General features: G+C 73.2%; 16 protein-coding genes. 14 read left to right on the forward strand and 2 right to left on the reverse strand.

The annotated features are described in order from the left end of the window. The 12 genes from VGD85_RS16460 to VGD85_RS16515 form a co-directional block, all read left to right on the forward strand. A partial coding sequence (locus tag VGD85_RS16460) for an A24 family peptidase (RefSeq protein ID WP_331064519.1) occupies positions 1–682 on the forward strand: 682 nt, incomplete at its 5' end. A gap of 40 nt (positions 683–722) precedes the next feature. Beyond that, positions 723–1,901, forward strand: coding sequence for a chorismate synthase (aroC, locus tag VGD85_RS16465; RefSeq protein ID WP_331064520.1), 1,179 nt, complete (start codon positions 723–725; stop codon positions 1,899–1,901). Further along, positions 1,898–2,434, forward strand: a complete 537-nt coding sequence (locus tag VGD85_RS16470) for a shikimate kinase (protein WP_331064521.1) — start codon at positions 1,898–1,900, stop codon at positions 2,432–2,434. The genes aroC and VGD85_RS16470 overlap by 4 nt, the downstream gene beginning before the upstream one ends. Next, a complete protein-coding gene (aroB, locus tag VGD85_RS16475) occupies positions 2,431–3,528 on the forward strand; it encodes a 3-dehydroquinate synthase (RefSeq protein WP_331064522.1) in 1,098 nt (365 codons plus the stop codon). The genes VGD85_RS16470 and aroB overlap by 4 nt, the downstream gene beginning before the upstream one ends. Next, positions 3,525–3,977, forward strand: coding sequence for a type II 3-dehydroquinate dehydratase (locus tag VGD85_RS16480; protein ID WP_331064523.1), 453 nt, complete (start codon positions 3,525–3,527; stop codon positions 3,975–3,977). The genes aroB and VGD85_RS16480 overlap by 4 nt, the downstream gene beginning before the upstream one ends. 104 nt (positions 3,978–4,081) lie before the next feature. Next, positions 4,082–4,876, forward strand: a complete 795-nt coding sequence (locus VGD85_RS16485) for an SIMPL domain-containing protein (RefSeq protein ID WP_331064524.1) — start codon at positions 4,082–4,084, stop codon at positions 4,874–4,876. Positions 4,877–4,998: 122 nt separating this feature from the next. Then, positions 4,999–5,562 carry an elongation factor P gene (efp, locus tag VGD85_RS16490; protein WP_331064525.1) on the forward strand — a complete coding sequence of 188 codons (564 nt, stop codon included), beginning with the start codon at positions 4,999–5,001 and terminating at the stop codon, positions 5,560–5,562. A gap of 1 nt (position 5,563) precedes the next feature. Next, positions 5,564–5,971, forward strand: a complete 408-nt coding sequence (nusB, locus tag VGD85_RS16495; RefSeq protein WP_331064526.1) for a transcription antitermination factor NusB — start codon at positions 5,564–5,566, stop codon at positions 5,969–5,971. Between the two features lie 27 nt (positions 5,972–5,998). Continuing rightward, complete coding sequence (locus VGD85_RS16500; protein ID WP_331064527.1) at positions 5,999–7,390, forward strand: NAD(P)/FAD-dependent oxidoreductase; 1,392 nt, start codon at positions 5,999–6,001, stop codon at positions 7,388–7,390. Next, positions 7,387–8,223, forward strand: a complete 837-nt coding sequence (locus tag VGD85_RS16505) for a DUF1206 domain-containing protein (protein WP_331064528.1) — start codon at positions 7,387–7,389, stop codon at positions 8,221–8,223. The genes VGD85_RS16500 and VGD85_RS16505 overlap by 4 nt, the downstream gene beginning before the upstream one ends. A 9-nt stretch (positions 8,224–8,232) precedes the next feature. Beyond that, positions 8,233–9,546, forward strand: a complete 1,314-nt coding sequence (locus VGD85_RS16510; RefSeq protein WP_331064529.1) for an NAD(P)/FAD-dependent oxidoreductase — start codon at positions 8,233–8,235, stop codon at positions 9,544–9,546. A gap of 463 nt (positions 9,547–10,009) precedes the next feature. Further along, positions 10,010–10,993, forward strand: coding sequence for a hypothetical protein (locus VGD85_RS16515; RefSeq protein ID WP_331064530.1), 984 nt, complete (start codon positions 10,010–10,012; stop codon positions 10,991–10,993). A 185-nt stretch (positions 10,994–11,178) separates the two neighbouring features. Here the strand turns inward: VGD85_RS16515 and VGD85_RS16520 are convergent, their stop codons facing one another. Beyond that, positions 11,179–12,081, reverse strand: coding sequence for a transketolase family protein (locus VGD85_RS16520; protein ID WP_331064531.1), 903 nt, complete (start codon positions 12,079–12,081; stop codon positions 11,179–11,181). After that, positions 12,078–12,788, reverse strand: a complete 711-nt coding sequence (locus tag VGD85_RS16525; RefSeq protein ID WP_331064532.1) for a thiamine pyrophosphate-dependent enzyme — start codon at positions 12,786–12,788, stop codon at positions 12,078–12,080. The genes VGD85_RS16520 and VGD85_RS16525 overlap by 4 nt, the downstream gene beginning before the upstream one ends. Before the next feature lie 53 nt (positions 12,789–12,841). Here VGD85_RS16525 and soxR point away from each other — a divergent pair, with 53 nt between their 5' ends. After that, positions 12,842–13,282 carry a redox-sensitive transcriptional activator SoxR gene (gene soxR, locus VGD85_RS16530; RefSeq protein ID WP_331064533.1) on the forward strand — a complete coding sequence of 147 codons (441 nt, stop codon included), beginning with the start codon at positions 12,842–12,844 and terminating at the stop codon, positions 13,280–13,282. 72 nt (positions 13,283–13,354) lie between these two features. Beyond that, a partial coding sequence (locus VGD85_RS16535) for an alcohol dehydrogenase catalytic domain-containing protein (RefSeq protein ID WP_331064534.1) occupies positions 13,355–13,786 on the forward strand: 432 nt, incomplete at its 3' end.

Raw genomic sequence — 13,786 nt, forward strand, 5'->3', positions numbered from 1 at the left:
CGTCGCCTGCAGCGCGGCCGGCCTGCTGGTCGCGCCGCTCATCGCACGCATCCCCGAGCCGCCCGCCGACCCCGCCGACCCGGAGCACCCCAAGACGCCGTACGCCGAGGTCGCGGCCGCGCCGGTGCTGCCGATGGCGGCGGTGGCGACCTGCCTGGTCGCGGGCGGCCTCGTCGGCGCGAGCGTCGGCCTCGCCTGGCCGCTGCTGTTCCTCCTCCCGCTGGTGCCGATCGGCGTCGCCCTGGCGGCCGTCGACCTGCGCACCCGGCTGCTGCCCACCGTCGTGGTCTGGCCCACGCTGGGTCTCACCGCGGCGCTCGCGCTGATCAGCGGCCTGCTCGAGGACGACCGGGACGCGCTCGTGCGGGCCGGGCTCGGTGGGGTGGCGGTGTTCGGGCTGTTCTTCGTGCTGTGGTGGATCCACCCCGCCGGCATGGGCTACGGCGACGTGCGGCTCTCGGCGGTGCTGGGCGTCGCGCTCGGCTACCTCGGGTGGGCCGAGGTGCTGGTCGGGATCTACAGCGCGTTCCTGGTGTTCGCCGTGCCCGGCCTGCTGGTGGCGCTGCTGCGGCGTGAGCGCGCCGTGCTGAAGGCCGCCTACCCGTTCGGGCCGTTCCTGCTCGCCGGTGCGCTGGTGGGCGTCCTGGTCGGTCCGCTGGGCAGTGGTCTCGTCTCCGGGTGACCCCGGCGGCCCGGCGTACGCCACGTGAAAGACTGCCCCCATGCTTCGTTGGCTGACCGCGGGTGAGTCCCACGGCCCCTCCCTGGTCGCGATCCTCGAGGGACTGCCCGCCCACGTCCGGGTGACCTCGAGCGACATCGCCGACGCCCTCGCCCGCCGCCGGCTCGGTTATGGCCGCGGCGCGCGGATGAAGTTCGAGCAGGACGAGGTCACCCTGGTCGGCGGCATCCGCCACGGCGAGACGCTCGGTGGCCCGGTCGCGATCGAGATCGGCAACACCGAGTGGCCCAAGTGGGAGAAGGTGATGTCGGCCGACCCGGTCGACCCGGTCGAGCTCGAGGCGCTCGCGCGCAACGCACCGCTCACCCGGCCGCGGCCCGGCCACGCCGACCTGGTCGGCATGCAGAAGTACGACTTCCCCGAGGCCCGCCCGATCCTCGAGCGCGCCTCCGCCCGCGAGACCGCGGCCCGGGTGGCGCTGGGCCGGGTCGCCTCGGGCTTCCTCGAGCAGGCCGTCGGTGCCCGCATCGTCTCCCACGTCATCGAGCTCGGCGGCGTCCGGGCGCCCGCCGGCGTGGTGCCCGAGCCCGAGGACGTGGCCCGCCTCGACGACGACCCGGTGCGCTGCCTCGACGCCGACACCAGCAAGCAGATGGTCGCGGCCATCGACCAGGCCCACCAGGACGGCGACACGCTCGGCGGGGTCGTCGAGGTCGTCGTCCACGGCCTCCCGCCGGGGCTCGGCTCGCACGTGCACTGGGACCGCCGGCTCGACGCCAGGCTCGCGGGCGCGCTCATGGGCATCCAGGCGATCAAGGGCGTCGAGGTCGGGGACGGCTTCGAGCTCGCCGCCACCCCGGGGTCCCTGGCCCACGACGAGATCGTCCGCGGTGACGACGGGCTGCGGCGGGTCAGCGGCCGCTCCGGCGGCACCGAGGGTGGGATGAGCACCGGCGAGGTGCTCCGGGTGCGGGCGGCGATGAAGCCGATCGCCACCGTCCCGCGGGCGCTGCGCACCGTCGACGTCGCCACCGGCGAGGACGCCGTGGCCCACCACCAGCGCTCCGACGTGTGCGCGGTCCCCGCCGCCGGCATCGTCGCCGAGGCCATGGTCGCGCTGGTGCTCGCCGACGCCGTCGTCGAGAAGTTCGGCGGCGACTCCGTGCGCGAGACCCGGCGCAACGCCGAGAGCTACCTCGACACGCTGAGGTTCCGGTGAGCGGACCCACCCGTCCCCGGGCCGTGCTGGTGGGTCCGATGGGGGCCGGCAAGACGACGGTCGCCGAGCTCCTGGCCACCGCCTGGGGGACCACCGCACGCGACACCGACCGCGACGTCGAGGCCGCCGAGGGCCGGACGATCTCCGACATCTTCGTCGACTCCGGCGAGGAGGCGTTCCGCACGCTCGAACGGGCCGCGGTCGCCGAGGCGCTCGCCACCCACGACGGGGTGCTGGCGCTGGGCGGCGGCGCGGTGCTCGACCCGGGCACCCGCGAGCTGCTCGCCGGCCACCGGGTCGTGTTCTTGCGGGTCGGGCTCTCCGACGCCGTCAAGCGGGTCGGGCTCGGCACCGCACGCCCCCTGCTGCTGGGCAACGTCCGCGGCCGGATCAAGGCCCTGCTCGACGAGCGCACCCCGATCTACGAGGCGGTCGCCACGGTCGTCGTGGACACCGACGGCCGCAGCCCCCAGGATGTCGCCGAGGACGTCCTGGCCGCCCTGGCCGACGTCGCGCCCGAGGGGGAGGCATGAGGGACACCGTGGTGCGGGTGACCGGCCCGGCGCCGTACGACGTCCTGATCGGCCACGACCTCGCCGAGCGGCTCCCGCAGCTGCTGGGTGTGAACGTCCAGCGCGTCGCCGTGGTGTTCGCCGACGCCCTCACCGAGCTGGTCCGCCCGGTGCTCGACTCGCTGGCGGCGGCGTACGACGTGATGGTGCTGCCGATCCCCGACGGGGAGCGCGCCAAGCTCGCCGCGGTCGCGGTCTCCTGCTGGGAGGCCCTCGGCGAGGCCGGCTTCACCCGCTCCGACGCGATCGTGACGTTCGGCGGTGGGGCCACCACCGACCTCGGCGGGTTCGTGGCCGCGACCTGGCTGCGCGGCGTCCGGGTCGTGCACGTGCCCACCACGCTGCTCGGCATGGTGGACGCGGCGGTCGGCGGCAAGACCGGCATCAACACCCGCAGCGGCAAGAACCTCGTCGGCTCCTTCCACGAGCCCGCCGGGGTGCTCTGCGACCTCTCGACGCTGCGGTCGCTGCCGCGCGCCGAGCTGCTCGCCGGGCTCGGCGAGGTCGTCAAGTGCGGGTTCATCGCCGACCCCGCGATCCTGGACCTCGTCGAGAGCACCGCACCCAGCCGCCTCGACGCCGACTCCCCGGTGCTGCGCGAGCTCGTCGAGCGGGCGGTCCGGGTCAAGGCGGCGGTGGTCTCCGCCGACCTCAAGGAGACCGGCGGCAGCGCCGGCGACCCCGGCCGCGAGATCCTCAACTACGGCCACACGATGGCGCACGCCATCGAGCGCACCGAGGACTACCGGATCCGCCACGGCGAGGCCGTCGCGATCGGCTGCGTCTACGTCGCCGAGCTGGCGAGCCGTGCCGGCACCCTCGACCCCGAGATCGTCGCCCGGCACCGACGGGTCTTCGCGCACGTCGGGCTGCCGACGACGTACTCCCAGGCCTCGTTCGACGACCTGCACGACGCGATGCGCGTCGACAAGAAGGCGCGCGGCTCCCAGCTGCGGTTCATCGTGCTCTCCGACCTCGCCGTCCCGAGCGTGCTCGCGGGTCCCTCCGTCGTCGACCTGCGCGACGCGTACGCCGCAATCGGGGGGCCGGCGTGACCGGTCGGCGGGTGCTGGTCCTCAACGGCCCCAACCTGGGGCGGCTCGGGCGGCGCCAGCCCGAGATCTACGGCACCACCACCCACGCCGAGCTCGCGCACCGGTGCGTGGAGTGGGGGCGCGGCCTCGGCCTGGACGTGGAGGTCCGGCAGACCAACCACGAGGGCGTGCTGCTCGACTGGCTGAACGCGGCCGCCGACGACGGTGACGCGGTGGTGCTCAACGCCGCGGCGTGGACGCACTACTCCTACGCGGTCCTGGACGCCTGCGCGCAGCTGACGGCCCCGCTCGTGGAGGTGCACATCTCCGACCCCCACCAGCGGCCCGAGGAGTTCCGACACCACTCCGTGGTGACGCCGTACGCGCTCGAGGTGATCGCCGGCCACGGCATCGACGGCTACCGGATGGCCCTCGAGGTCATCGCCCGGGGCTCATCTCCCGTCGAGTGACGCGAACTGGTCGCTCCGCCGCCCGGATTTCAGCCACTTCACGTCACTCGACGGAAGACGCGCGGCCGTGGAACCGGTCCGGGCATGCGCCCGTCCGACCCCTCATGAACACGAACGTGACGGTGAGCGTGCGCAGCCTGCTGCTGGCCGCGCTGGTGGCGATGGCGCTGATGGTGGCCTACCTGCTGGGGAGCGCGGGCGGTGGCACCCCGGCGGCCCAGGCCGCCGACGACCAGGCGTCGGCGCCGGCAGAGCAGCGCCGGGTCCTGACGATGACCGGCACCGGCGAGGCCGGCGCGGTCCCCGACCAGCTCTCGTTCGCGCTCGGGGTCAGCCTCACGCGGGTCGACCTGGACGACGCGCTGGGCGCCGCGAACGCGACGATGAGCCGGGTGCTGGCCAGCCTGACGAAGTACGGCGTCGACAAGGCCGACGTCCAGACGACCGGGCTGTCGATGACGCCGGTGTACCAGTACCACGACTACAGCCCGCCCACGATCACCGGCTACCGGGTCTCGGAGCGGGCCTCGGTGCTCGTGAAGAAGCTCGGCGAGGGCGGCAAGGCCGTCTCGGCCGCGGTGGCCGCAGGCGGCAACGACGTGCGCGTCAGCAACATCCGCCTGCTGGTCGGCGACGACGACGCGGTGATGGCGAAGGCCCGCGACGCCGCCGTCGCGGAGGCCACCGCCAAGGCGAAGCAGTACGCCGAGGCCTCGGGCCAGACGCTCGGCGACGTGGTGACGCTGCGTGAGGTGCGCACCCGCCCGCTGCCGGCGCCGGAGCTGTCGGCCGGCTACCTCGTCCAGGACCGGGCCGCGGTCGGCCTGAAGGCCATGCCGATCCGCGCCGGCCGTGACAAGGGCTCCGTGACCGTGCAGGTGGTCTGGGAGCTCGACTGACCAGTGCCGGTCGATTCCTGCGCGGCGGGGACGAGCCGATAGACTCGTGCGCTGTTGCCCGGTCGGCCCCGCCGTCCGGGAGGCACCCGGACCCGACGTACCCAGAAGGCTGACACGCGCGCATGGCAACGACGAACGACCTCAAGAACGGCATGGTTCTCAACATCGACGGCCAGCTCTGGTCCGTGGTGGAGTTCCAGCACGTCAAGCCGGGCAAGGGCCCTGCCTTCGTGCGCACCAAGCTGAAGAACGTCGAGTCCAACAAGACCGTCGACAAGACCTTCAACGCCGGCACCAAGGTCGAGACGGCGACCGTCGACCGCCGCACGATGCAGTACCTCTACAACGACGGCAGCTCCTACGTCTTCATGGACGTCCAGAGCTACGAGCAGCTCGAGGTGGCCCCCGAGATCGTCGGCACCGCGAAGAACTTCCTCCTGGAGAACCAGGACGTCATCATCGCCACCAACGAGGGCCGGGTGCTGTTCATCGAGCTGCCCGCCTCCGTCGAGCTGCAGATCACGTTCACCGAGCCCGGCCTCGCCGGCGACAGCGCGACCGGTCGCACCAAGCCGGCGACCCTCGAGACCGGCCACGAGATCCAGGTGCCGCTGTTCATCAACCAGGGCGAGAAGGTCAAGGTCGACACCCGCGACTCCTCCTACCTCGGCCGCGTGAAGGGCTGAGATGTCAGCCCGGTCCAAGGCCCGCAAGCGCGCACTGGACATCCTCTACGCCTCCGAGATGCGCTCGGAGAACCCCGTCGAGGCACTCGAGCGCGCGATCGCGGACGGCGAGGGGCCGACCAACGACTACACCGCCACGCTCGTGCGGGGCGTGGTCGAGCACCAGGCCCGGATCGACGAGGTGCTCTCGTCGTACTCCGAGGGCTGGGCACTGAGCCGGATGCCGGCGGTCGACCGCAACGTCCTGCGCCTGGGCGTCTGGGAGCTGCTGTACGCCGACGACGTGCCCGACGCCGTGGCCGTCACCGAGGCGATGGCGCTGGTCACCGACCTCTCCACCGACGAGTCGCCGCAGTTCGTCAACGGCGTCCTGGGCAGCATCGTGCGCAACCGGGAGTCCATCGCCTGATCGTGCTCGCTCGGCCATAGTGGGCGCATGGACGCTCACTCCGCGCATCAGCACGAGGTCGACCTGGTCGTCATCGGCACCGGGCCGGGCGGCGAGGCCGTCGCCTCCGGCGCCGCGCGGGCCGGACTGCGCGTGGTCGCGGTCGACAAGCACCTGGTGGGCGGCGAGTGCCCCTACTACGGCTGCATCCCGACGAAGATGATGGTGCGCGGCAGCGACCTGGTCGCGGAGGTACGCCGCGCCGCGGCGGTGGCCGGCGAGGCGACGATCGCGCCGGCGTGGTCGGTGGTCGCCCGGCGCATCGACGAGGAGGCCACCACCGGGTGGGACGACGCGATCGCCGTGGACCGGCTCCGCGACGCCGGCGCGATCCTCCACCACGGCGTGGGTCGCCTCGACGGGCCGGGCCGGGTGCGCGTCGAGGAGCCGGACGGCACCACGACGACGTACGCCGCGACCCGCGGGGTGCTGCTCAACCCCGGCACCCGTCCGGCCGTGCCGCCGGTCGAGGGGCTGGCGGGCACGCCGTACTGGACGAACCGCGACGCCGTCCGGGTCACCGAGCTGCCCGGGTCGCTCGTCGTGCTCGGCGGTGGCCCGATCGGGTGCGAGCTCACCCAGGTGTTCTCCCGGTTCGGGGTCCGGGTGACGCTCGTGCAGCATGGCCCCCGGCTGCTGCCGGCCGACGAGCCGGAGGCCGCGGCCCTGGTCGCGCAGGTCTTCGCCGACGAGGGCATCCGGGTGCTCACCGGCGCCGAGGCCGAGCACGTCGCCCACGCGGACGGCACGTTCGCGATCCGGCTGTCGACCGGCGAGACCCTCACCGCGGACAGGCTCCTGGTCGCCGCCGGTCGCACCCCGAACCTCGACGACGTCGGGCTGGAGACCGTCGGGCTGGACCCGGCGGCGCGGACGCTCGAGGTCGACGAGCACCTGCGGGCGGGGGAGCGACTCTGGGCGATCGGCGACGTGACCGGCCGGGGCGCGTTCACGCACGTGTCGATGTACCAGTCCGCGGTGGCGCTGCGCGACATCCTTGGCGAGCCCGGCGCCCCGGCGCGCTACCACGCGGTGCCGCACACGACGTTCACCGACCCGGAGGTGGGCGGGGTCGGGCTCACCGAGCAGCGGGCCCTCGACGCCGGTCTGCGGGTGCGCACCGGGAGCACGGCGCTGGAGACCTCGTCGCGGGGTTTCACCCACGGAGCCGGTGGGCACGGCTTGATCAAGGTCGTCGAGGACGCGGATCGGGGAGTCCTGGTCGGAGCCACCGCGGTGGGTCCGGCGGGCGGGGAGATCCTCGGCTTCCTGGCCGTCGCGGTCCACGCGGAGGTCCCCGTCGACACGCTGAGGAACATGATGTACGCCTATCCCACCTTCCACCGGGCCATCGAGTCCGCCCTCGCCGATCTGCCATGACCATGGCGGGAGGGAGCACCGCGCGTCGGGCCGAGGGAGCGGCTCGCGACGCGCACAACAGCACCTGGATGGACCGCGCCGCGCGCGCCGGCCTGGTCGCGTACGCCGTCGTCTACCTGATGATCGGCTGGCTGGCCATCCAGCTGGCCTTCGGCGACCGGGAGGGCAAGCCCTCCAGCTCCGGCGCCATGCACGAGCTAGCCCAGCAGCCGTTTGGCGACGTCCTCATCTGGGTCGTCTCGCTCGGGATGTTCCTGCTCGTGCTCTGGAAGCTCCTCGACGCGGCCTTCGGGCACCGCGAGGAGCAGGACACCAGCAAGCGCACCCGTGCCCGGGTGACGTCGGCCGCCAAGGCCGTCATCTACGCCGCCATCGGCCTCTCGGGGCTGCGCGTCGCCACCCACTCCGGCTCCTCCGGCAAGGGCGGCAAGACCTGGACCGCGTCGCTGATGGACGTCACCGGCGGGCAGCTGCTCGTGGCGCTGGTCGGCCTCGCGGTCATGGCGTACGGCGGCTACCAGGTCTACAAGGCCTGGACCGGCGACTTCGCCGACAAGCTGGACGCGGAGGGCCGCAGCGGCAGCACCGGTACGGCGTACCTCGCGTTCGGCCGGGCCGGCTACACCGCCCGCGGCGTGGCGTTCCTCATCGTCGGCGGCCTGATCGTCTACGGCGCGGCGACGCACGACGCGTCCAAGTCCGGTGGCCTCGACCAGGCGCTCTTCAAGGTGCTCGACCAGCCGTTCGGGCCGGTCCTGCTCTGCCTGCTGGGCGCCGGCCTGGCCTGCTACGGCCTGTTCACCCTCGCTCGAGCTCGGCACCTCGGGAAGTAGCCGGCGCCCGTGACGTCGGTCGACTCCGTCGACGTGGTCGTCCTCGGCCTCGGGGCCGGGGGCGAGCACGCCGCCCGCAAGCTGGCCGAGGCCGGGCTGGCGGTGGTGGGCGTGGAGCGCGACCTGGTCGGCGGGGAGTGCCCGTTCTGGGGCTGCACGCCCTCGAAGCTGCTGATCCGCACCGCGAAGCAGGGCCGGCCCTGGCCGCGGGCGGCCGAGCGGATCCGCGACGCCAACCACGACTGGACCGACGCCCAGCACGCCGACCCGCTGCGGGAGGCCGGGGTGCGCGTCGTGCGCGGCCACGGACGGCTCTCCGGCCCCGGCCGGGTCGTGGTGGCCACCGGCGAGGGCGTCGAGGCCTACGAGGCCCGCCGGGGCGTGGTGCTCAACAGCGGCACGCGACCGGCCGTCCCCGACATCCCCGGCCTCGCGGGGACGCCGTACTGGACCAACCGCGACGTGATGCGGCAGCAGGAGGCGCCGGAGTCGCTGGTGATCGTCGGCGCGGGACCGATCGGTGCCGAGCTCGGTCAGGCGTTCGCCCGGTTCGGGACCGGCGTCACGATGCTCGAGGTCGCGGACCGGATGCTCGCGGCCGAGGAGCCCGAGGCGTGCGAGGTCGTCGCCGCGGCGCTGCGCGCCGAGGGCGTCACGATCCGCACGGGCGTCGACCTCGCGCGCGTGCGCCACGACGCGTCGGGGTTCGCCGTCGAGGTCGACGGCGAGACCGTCCGGGCCCAGCGCCTGCTGGTCGCGACCGGGCGGGCCATGAACCTCGCCGACGTCGGCCTCGAGAGCGTCGGACTGGACCCGGCGGCCGACCGGATCGACACCGACGAGCGGATGCGGGCCGCCGACCGGCTGTGGGCGGTCGGCGACATCACCGGCCGGGGCGCCTACACGCACCTCTCGCTCTACCAGGCCCAGGTGGCGGTACGCGACCTGCTGGGCGAGGACGGCCCGTGGGCCGACTACCGCGCGGTCACCCGGGTGACGTTCACCGACCCCGAGGTCGGATCGGTCGGGATGACCGAGCAGCAGGCGCGCGCCGCCGGGCTGCGGGTCGCGACCGGGCACGCCGACGTCGCGCACTCGAGCCGCGGCTGGATCCACGAGGCCCGGGGGGTCGTCAAGGTCGTCGCGGACGCCGACCGGCAGGTGTTGGTCGGGGGCACCGTGGTCGCGCCGTACGGCGGGGAGGTGCTCGGCCTGCTCGCCGCGGCCGTCCACGCCGAGATCCCGGTGCCGACGCTGCGGGGCATGCACTTCGCCTATCCGACCTTCCACCGGGCGATCGCGGCCGCGCTCGCCGGCCTCTGACCGGCCCACCCAGAGCCCACCCAGAGCCCGCGCCGAGCCCACGCCGAGCCCACGCTGAGCCCACGCTGAGCCCACGCCCGGCCCACGCCGGTCCACACCGGGCGAGCGGTGAGTGTGACGCGGGCGGATTCGGGGAAGAACGCCCTCAGCACCACCGTGTCTCTCGAGGAGGACATCGATGTCGCAGGAAGCATGGAGCTCGGCCGGCTCGCGGCACGCCCACGACTCCGATCCGCTCACGCGGCCCCTCGCCGCGATGCCGACCACCCCGCCGCCGGCACACCGACCACCCCTGGGGCCACCGCCGTCGAGCCCACCGTCCGGCCCGCCGTCGGGACCCCCGTCGGCGGTGCTGGTCAACCCGCCGGCGCCCGCGCCGACCGGCCCGCCACCGGCCGCACCGCCGGTCACTGGCCGGATCACTGCGCCGGTCACTGCGCCGGTCACTGCGCCGGTCGAGCTGGTGCCCGAGTCGGAGCCGGCGGCCGGCGGCGAGGGCGAGATCCGCCGCTTCATGACCGCGACCGACTTCTTGGACCGGCGAGACGGCGCGCACGAGCACGGCCCGGCCACCTGGGGCTGGCGCGGTGCCGTGCGCCGGTGGAGCGGCGGGCTGATCTCGCCACGGATGGGTGCGGCGGAGCTCGCCCACGAGCACGCCCGCCGCGCGATCCAGCGCGACTTCGACGGTCCGCGCACGATCGCGTTCATCAACCCCAAGGGCGGGGCCGCCAAGACCACGGGGGTGCTCGCGGCGGGCTACACCTTCGGCACGGTGCGCGGCGGGGGCGTCGTCGCGTGGGACAACAACGAGACCCGCGGCACCCTCGGCATCCGCGGCACGCGCAGCACCCACCGCAACACCACCCGCGAGCTGCTGGAGGACCTCGAGCGGTTCACCGACGTCTACCAGTCCCGGATCGGCGACCTCGGCGCGTTCGTGCGCTCGCAGGGCGACGCGCACTTCGACGTGCTGGCCTCCGACGAGCGCCCCGACGTGACCGGCACGATCCGGGCCCAGGACTTCGACGCCGTCCACAAGCTGCTCGAGCGGTTCTACCGGATCATCCTCATCGACACCGGCAACAACATGCGTGCCGAGAACTGGCTGGCGGCCGCCGGCGCGGCCGACCTGCTGGTGGTCACCAGCACGGTGCGTGAGGACACCGGCTACAGCGGGCTGTGGATGCTCGACGCGCTGCAGGACGCGGGCTACCAGAACCTGAAGTACAAGACGGTCACCGTGCTGTCCGACCCGTCGGCCACCGTCGACACCAAGCTGGCCGCCGACCTGGTCGACGTCTACCAGCAGCGCACCCGTGAGGTCTACCGCGTGCCCTACGACCCGGCCCTGGTCGCCGGCTCGGTCGTACCCTACGCGCGCCTGTCCGAGCACACCCGCAAGCAGTGGCTCGAGGCATGCGCGGGGATGGCCGCCGCTCTCTGACGGGTCGTGTCACCGGCGCGTGATCGCTTGCGTCCGCGGTCGAGCGTTGGTGACGGTCAGCCGCTTCCAGCATCAGGGGCCAACCCGGCAGACGGGCGGCCACGCGCCAGCGGCCACCGGCCTCGGGCAGTCGGGGGCGTCCGGTGACGCTGGGATGGGGCGCTGCCGTCGCCTCGGCGGTTGCTTCAGGCTGCTGCGCGCGCGGCCAGGAACGCGGTCACCGACCGGCGGATCCCGACGGGATCCATACCGTGTGCGGCTGCGTGGTCCTCGGGTGTTCCGTACCGACGTAGCTCGTGACGACCGACCCCGAGGGCCAGCTGCCGGTGGGGAAGGTCCCGCAGCGCCGCGGCGACGAGATGGCTGGACGTGCCGCAAAGGTAGGGCTCGACCAGCACGACGTCCGGGCGGTCGAGCACCTCGCGCAGACCATGGGCGTCGAACGGCCGCACCGTGTTGGCGTAGAGCACAGAGACGTCGAGGTCGGCGACGGCGGCAAGGACCGGGTCGAGCATCGGCCCGACCGCCACGACGGTCGCCGCCGACCCCCGCCGTACGACGTGGAATCGACCTGGGGTGACGGGGTAGGCGAGGGAGTTCTGGGCGGCATGCACCCGGATGTAGTCGCGGCCGGAACCGGCGACGGCTTGCCGCAGGACCGCCTCCACCTCGTCGGCGTGACCGGGGACGTGGATCCGGAAACCGGGGACGGTGTCGACCAGGGCGACGTCCCCGGGAGCCTGATGGGTGCGGCCGCCGGCGGAGATGTCGAACGAGGCGCCGGAGGAGACGAGAACCCCTCCTACGTCCTGGTGGCCGAAGCCGAGCTTGATCTGCTCGAACGCCCGCTCGATGAGGAACGAGGCGAAGGTGTGGACGATGGGGCGCATCCCGGTCAGTGCGAGCCCGGCGCCGACGCTGACGAGCAACTGCTCACGGATGCCGACGTTGATGATGCGCTCGGGGTGCCGGCGTGCCGCATCGCCGAAGAACTGCCCCGAGATCTCCGCGTAGACCAGCGCGGCGGACAGATCGTCCTCGACCAGCGACACGGCGGTGTCCGCGAAGACGCGACGGGGGTCGGTCACGACCACTTCTCCTCTACTGCCGCGACCACGACGGTCGGACGGTTGGTGCGGTGCGACAGCGCGGTCTCGAGCTGGTCGTGGTCACGTCCGTCAACGGACGCGACCTCCCAACCCTCGGTGGCAAAGCGGGCTGCGATCCGGTCCGGCACCCGGTACGAGGTGGAGGCGTTGTCGATGACCACCACGGTGAGGTTGTCGAGGCCGAACGCGGCCGCGACCTCGATAGCCTCGTGGTTGCTGCCCTCGTCGAGCTCGGCGTCGCCGACGAGGACGACGACCCGGGCATCCAGACCCTGGGCGCGGAGACCGATGGCGGAGCCGACGGCCATCGGGAGACCGTGCCCCAGGGATCCGCTGGAGATCTCTACGCCGGGGACGAGGGTCCGGTCGGGGTGGAAGCCCAACGCGGAGTCGAAGGACGCCCAGGTGTCGAGCCAGTCGACAGGGAAGAAGCCGTGGGCGACGAGGATGGCGTAGTAGGCCATCGGGCCGTGCCCCTTGGACAGGTAGAAGCGGTCGCGACCGGGATCCTGTGCGGTCTGGGGGGAGACGCGCAGGACGCGGTTGTAGAGCACCCAGAGGACGTCGAGGGTGGAGGTCGCGGCATTGCTGTGCTTCTCGTCGCCGGTCATCCGGGAGAGCAGGGCAGGAAGGTCGGCGTACCCGAACGCAGTGCGCGCGTCCGTCCTGGTCGTGATCGTCGTCATGCCGTCACCATGCAAGTTCAAGTGAGGTTGAGGTCAAGCGGTAGGGTGAGAACATGACCGACCTCACGATCGGGCAGCTTGCCGAACGTGCCGGCGTCGCCCCCTCAGCATTGCGCTTCTATGAGTCCGAGGGCCTGATCGAGTCGCTCCGCACGGCGGGCAACCAGCGCCGATATCCCCGGGCCACGCTGCGCCGAGTGGCCTTCATCCGGTCGGCGCAACGCGTCGGCCTCAGCCTGGAGGAGATCCACGATGCGTTGCGCAGGCTGCCTGCGGGGCGCACGCCGAGCAAGGCCGACTGGGCGAGCCTCTCGCGGTCATGGCGGCCGCGGCTCGACGAGCAGATCGAGCGGCTCCAGCGGCTGCGCGACACCTTGGACTCGTGTATCGGCTGTGGATGCCTCAGCCTGCGGAGCTGCGCTCTCCACAATCCCGGCGACGTGCTGGCCGAGCGGGGACCTGGTGCGGTGAACCTCGAGCCGCAGCCGCGGTAGACCTACCTCACCCGGCAACCGGGCCGGCCTCGGAGGCCAGTGATGTCTCCGTCAGCGCGTTAGGTTCGCACCATGCGCGCAGTCGTCTATCACCAGACCGGTCCGTCCTCGGTGCTCCAGCTGGTCGAGCGGGACCTGCCCGAGCCCGGCGCCGGTGAGGTGCGGGTGCGACTGGTGCGGTCGGGGGTCAACCCGACCGACTGGAAGTTCCGCGCGGGCATGATGGCGGGGTACGACGAGGTCGTGCCCGGCCAGGACGGTGCGGGGGTCGTCGACGCGGTGAGTCCGGGGGTGTCGGGGCTCGCGGTCGGGGACCGGGTGTGGCTGGTGCTCGCCCAGCACGGCCGCGCCTACGGCACGGCGGCCGAGTACACCGTGCAACCAGCAGCCCGGGTGGTGCCGCTACCCGCGGAGGCGTCGTACGACCTCGGCGCGAGCCTGGGGGTGCCGGCGGTGACGGCCCACCGGGCCCTCACCGCGGCCGAGGGCGGGCCGCAGCGCCTG

Origin of the sequence: Nocardioides sp., assembly GCF_036401255.1 — a bacterium.
Taxonomy (GTDB): domain Bacteria; phylum Actinomycetota; class Actinomycetes; order Propionibacteriales; family Nocardioidaceae; genus Nocardioides.

What these genes read in the sequence shown, in the direction of transcription:
- soxR (WP_331064533.1), top strand. Translation starts at nt 12,842, where the DNA reads ATGACCGACCTCACGATCGGGCAGCTTGCCGAACGTGCCGGCGTCGCC.
- VGD85_RS16485 (WP_331064524.1), top strand. Translation starts at nt 4,082, where the DNA reads ATGAACACGAACGTGACGGTGAGCGTGCGCAGCCTGCTGCTGGCCGCG.
- VGD85_RS16500 (WP_331064527.1), top strand. Translation starts at nt 5,999, where the DNA reads ATGGACGCTCACTCCGCGCATCAGCACGAGGTCGACCTGGTCGTCATC.
- efp (WP_331064525.1), top strand. Translation starts at nt 4,999, where the DNA reads ATGGCAACGACGAACGACCTCAAGAACGGCATGGTTCTCAACATCGAC.
- aroB (WP_331064522.1), top strand. Translation starts at nt 2,431, where the DNA reads ATGAGGGACACCGTGGTGCGGGTGACCGGCCCGGCGCCGTACGACGTC.
- VGD85_RS16505 (WP_331064528.1), top strand. Translation starts at nt 7,387, where the DNA reads ATGACCATGGCGGGAGGGAGCACCGCGCGTCGGGCCGAGGGAGCGGCT.
- aroC (WP_331064520.1), top strand. Translation starts at nt 723, where the DNA reads ATGCTTCGTTGGCTGACCGCGGGTGAGTCCCACGGCCCCTCCCTGGTC.
- VGD85_RS16525 (WP_331064532.1), bottom strand. Translation starts at nt 12,788, where the DNA reads ATGACGACGATCACGACCAGGACGGACGCGCGCACTGCGTTCGGGTAC.
- nusB (WP_331064526.1), top strand. Translation starts at nt 5,564, where the DNA reads ATGTCAGCCCGGTCCAAGGCCCGCAAGCGCGCACTGGACATCCTCTAC.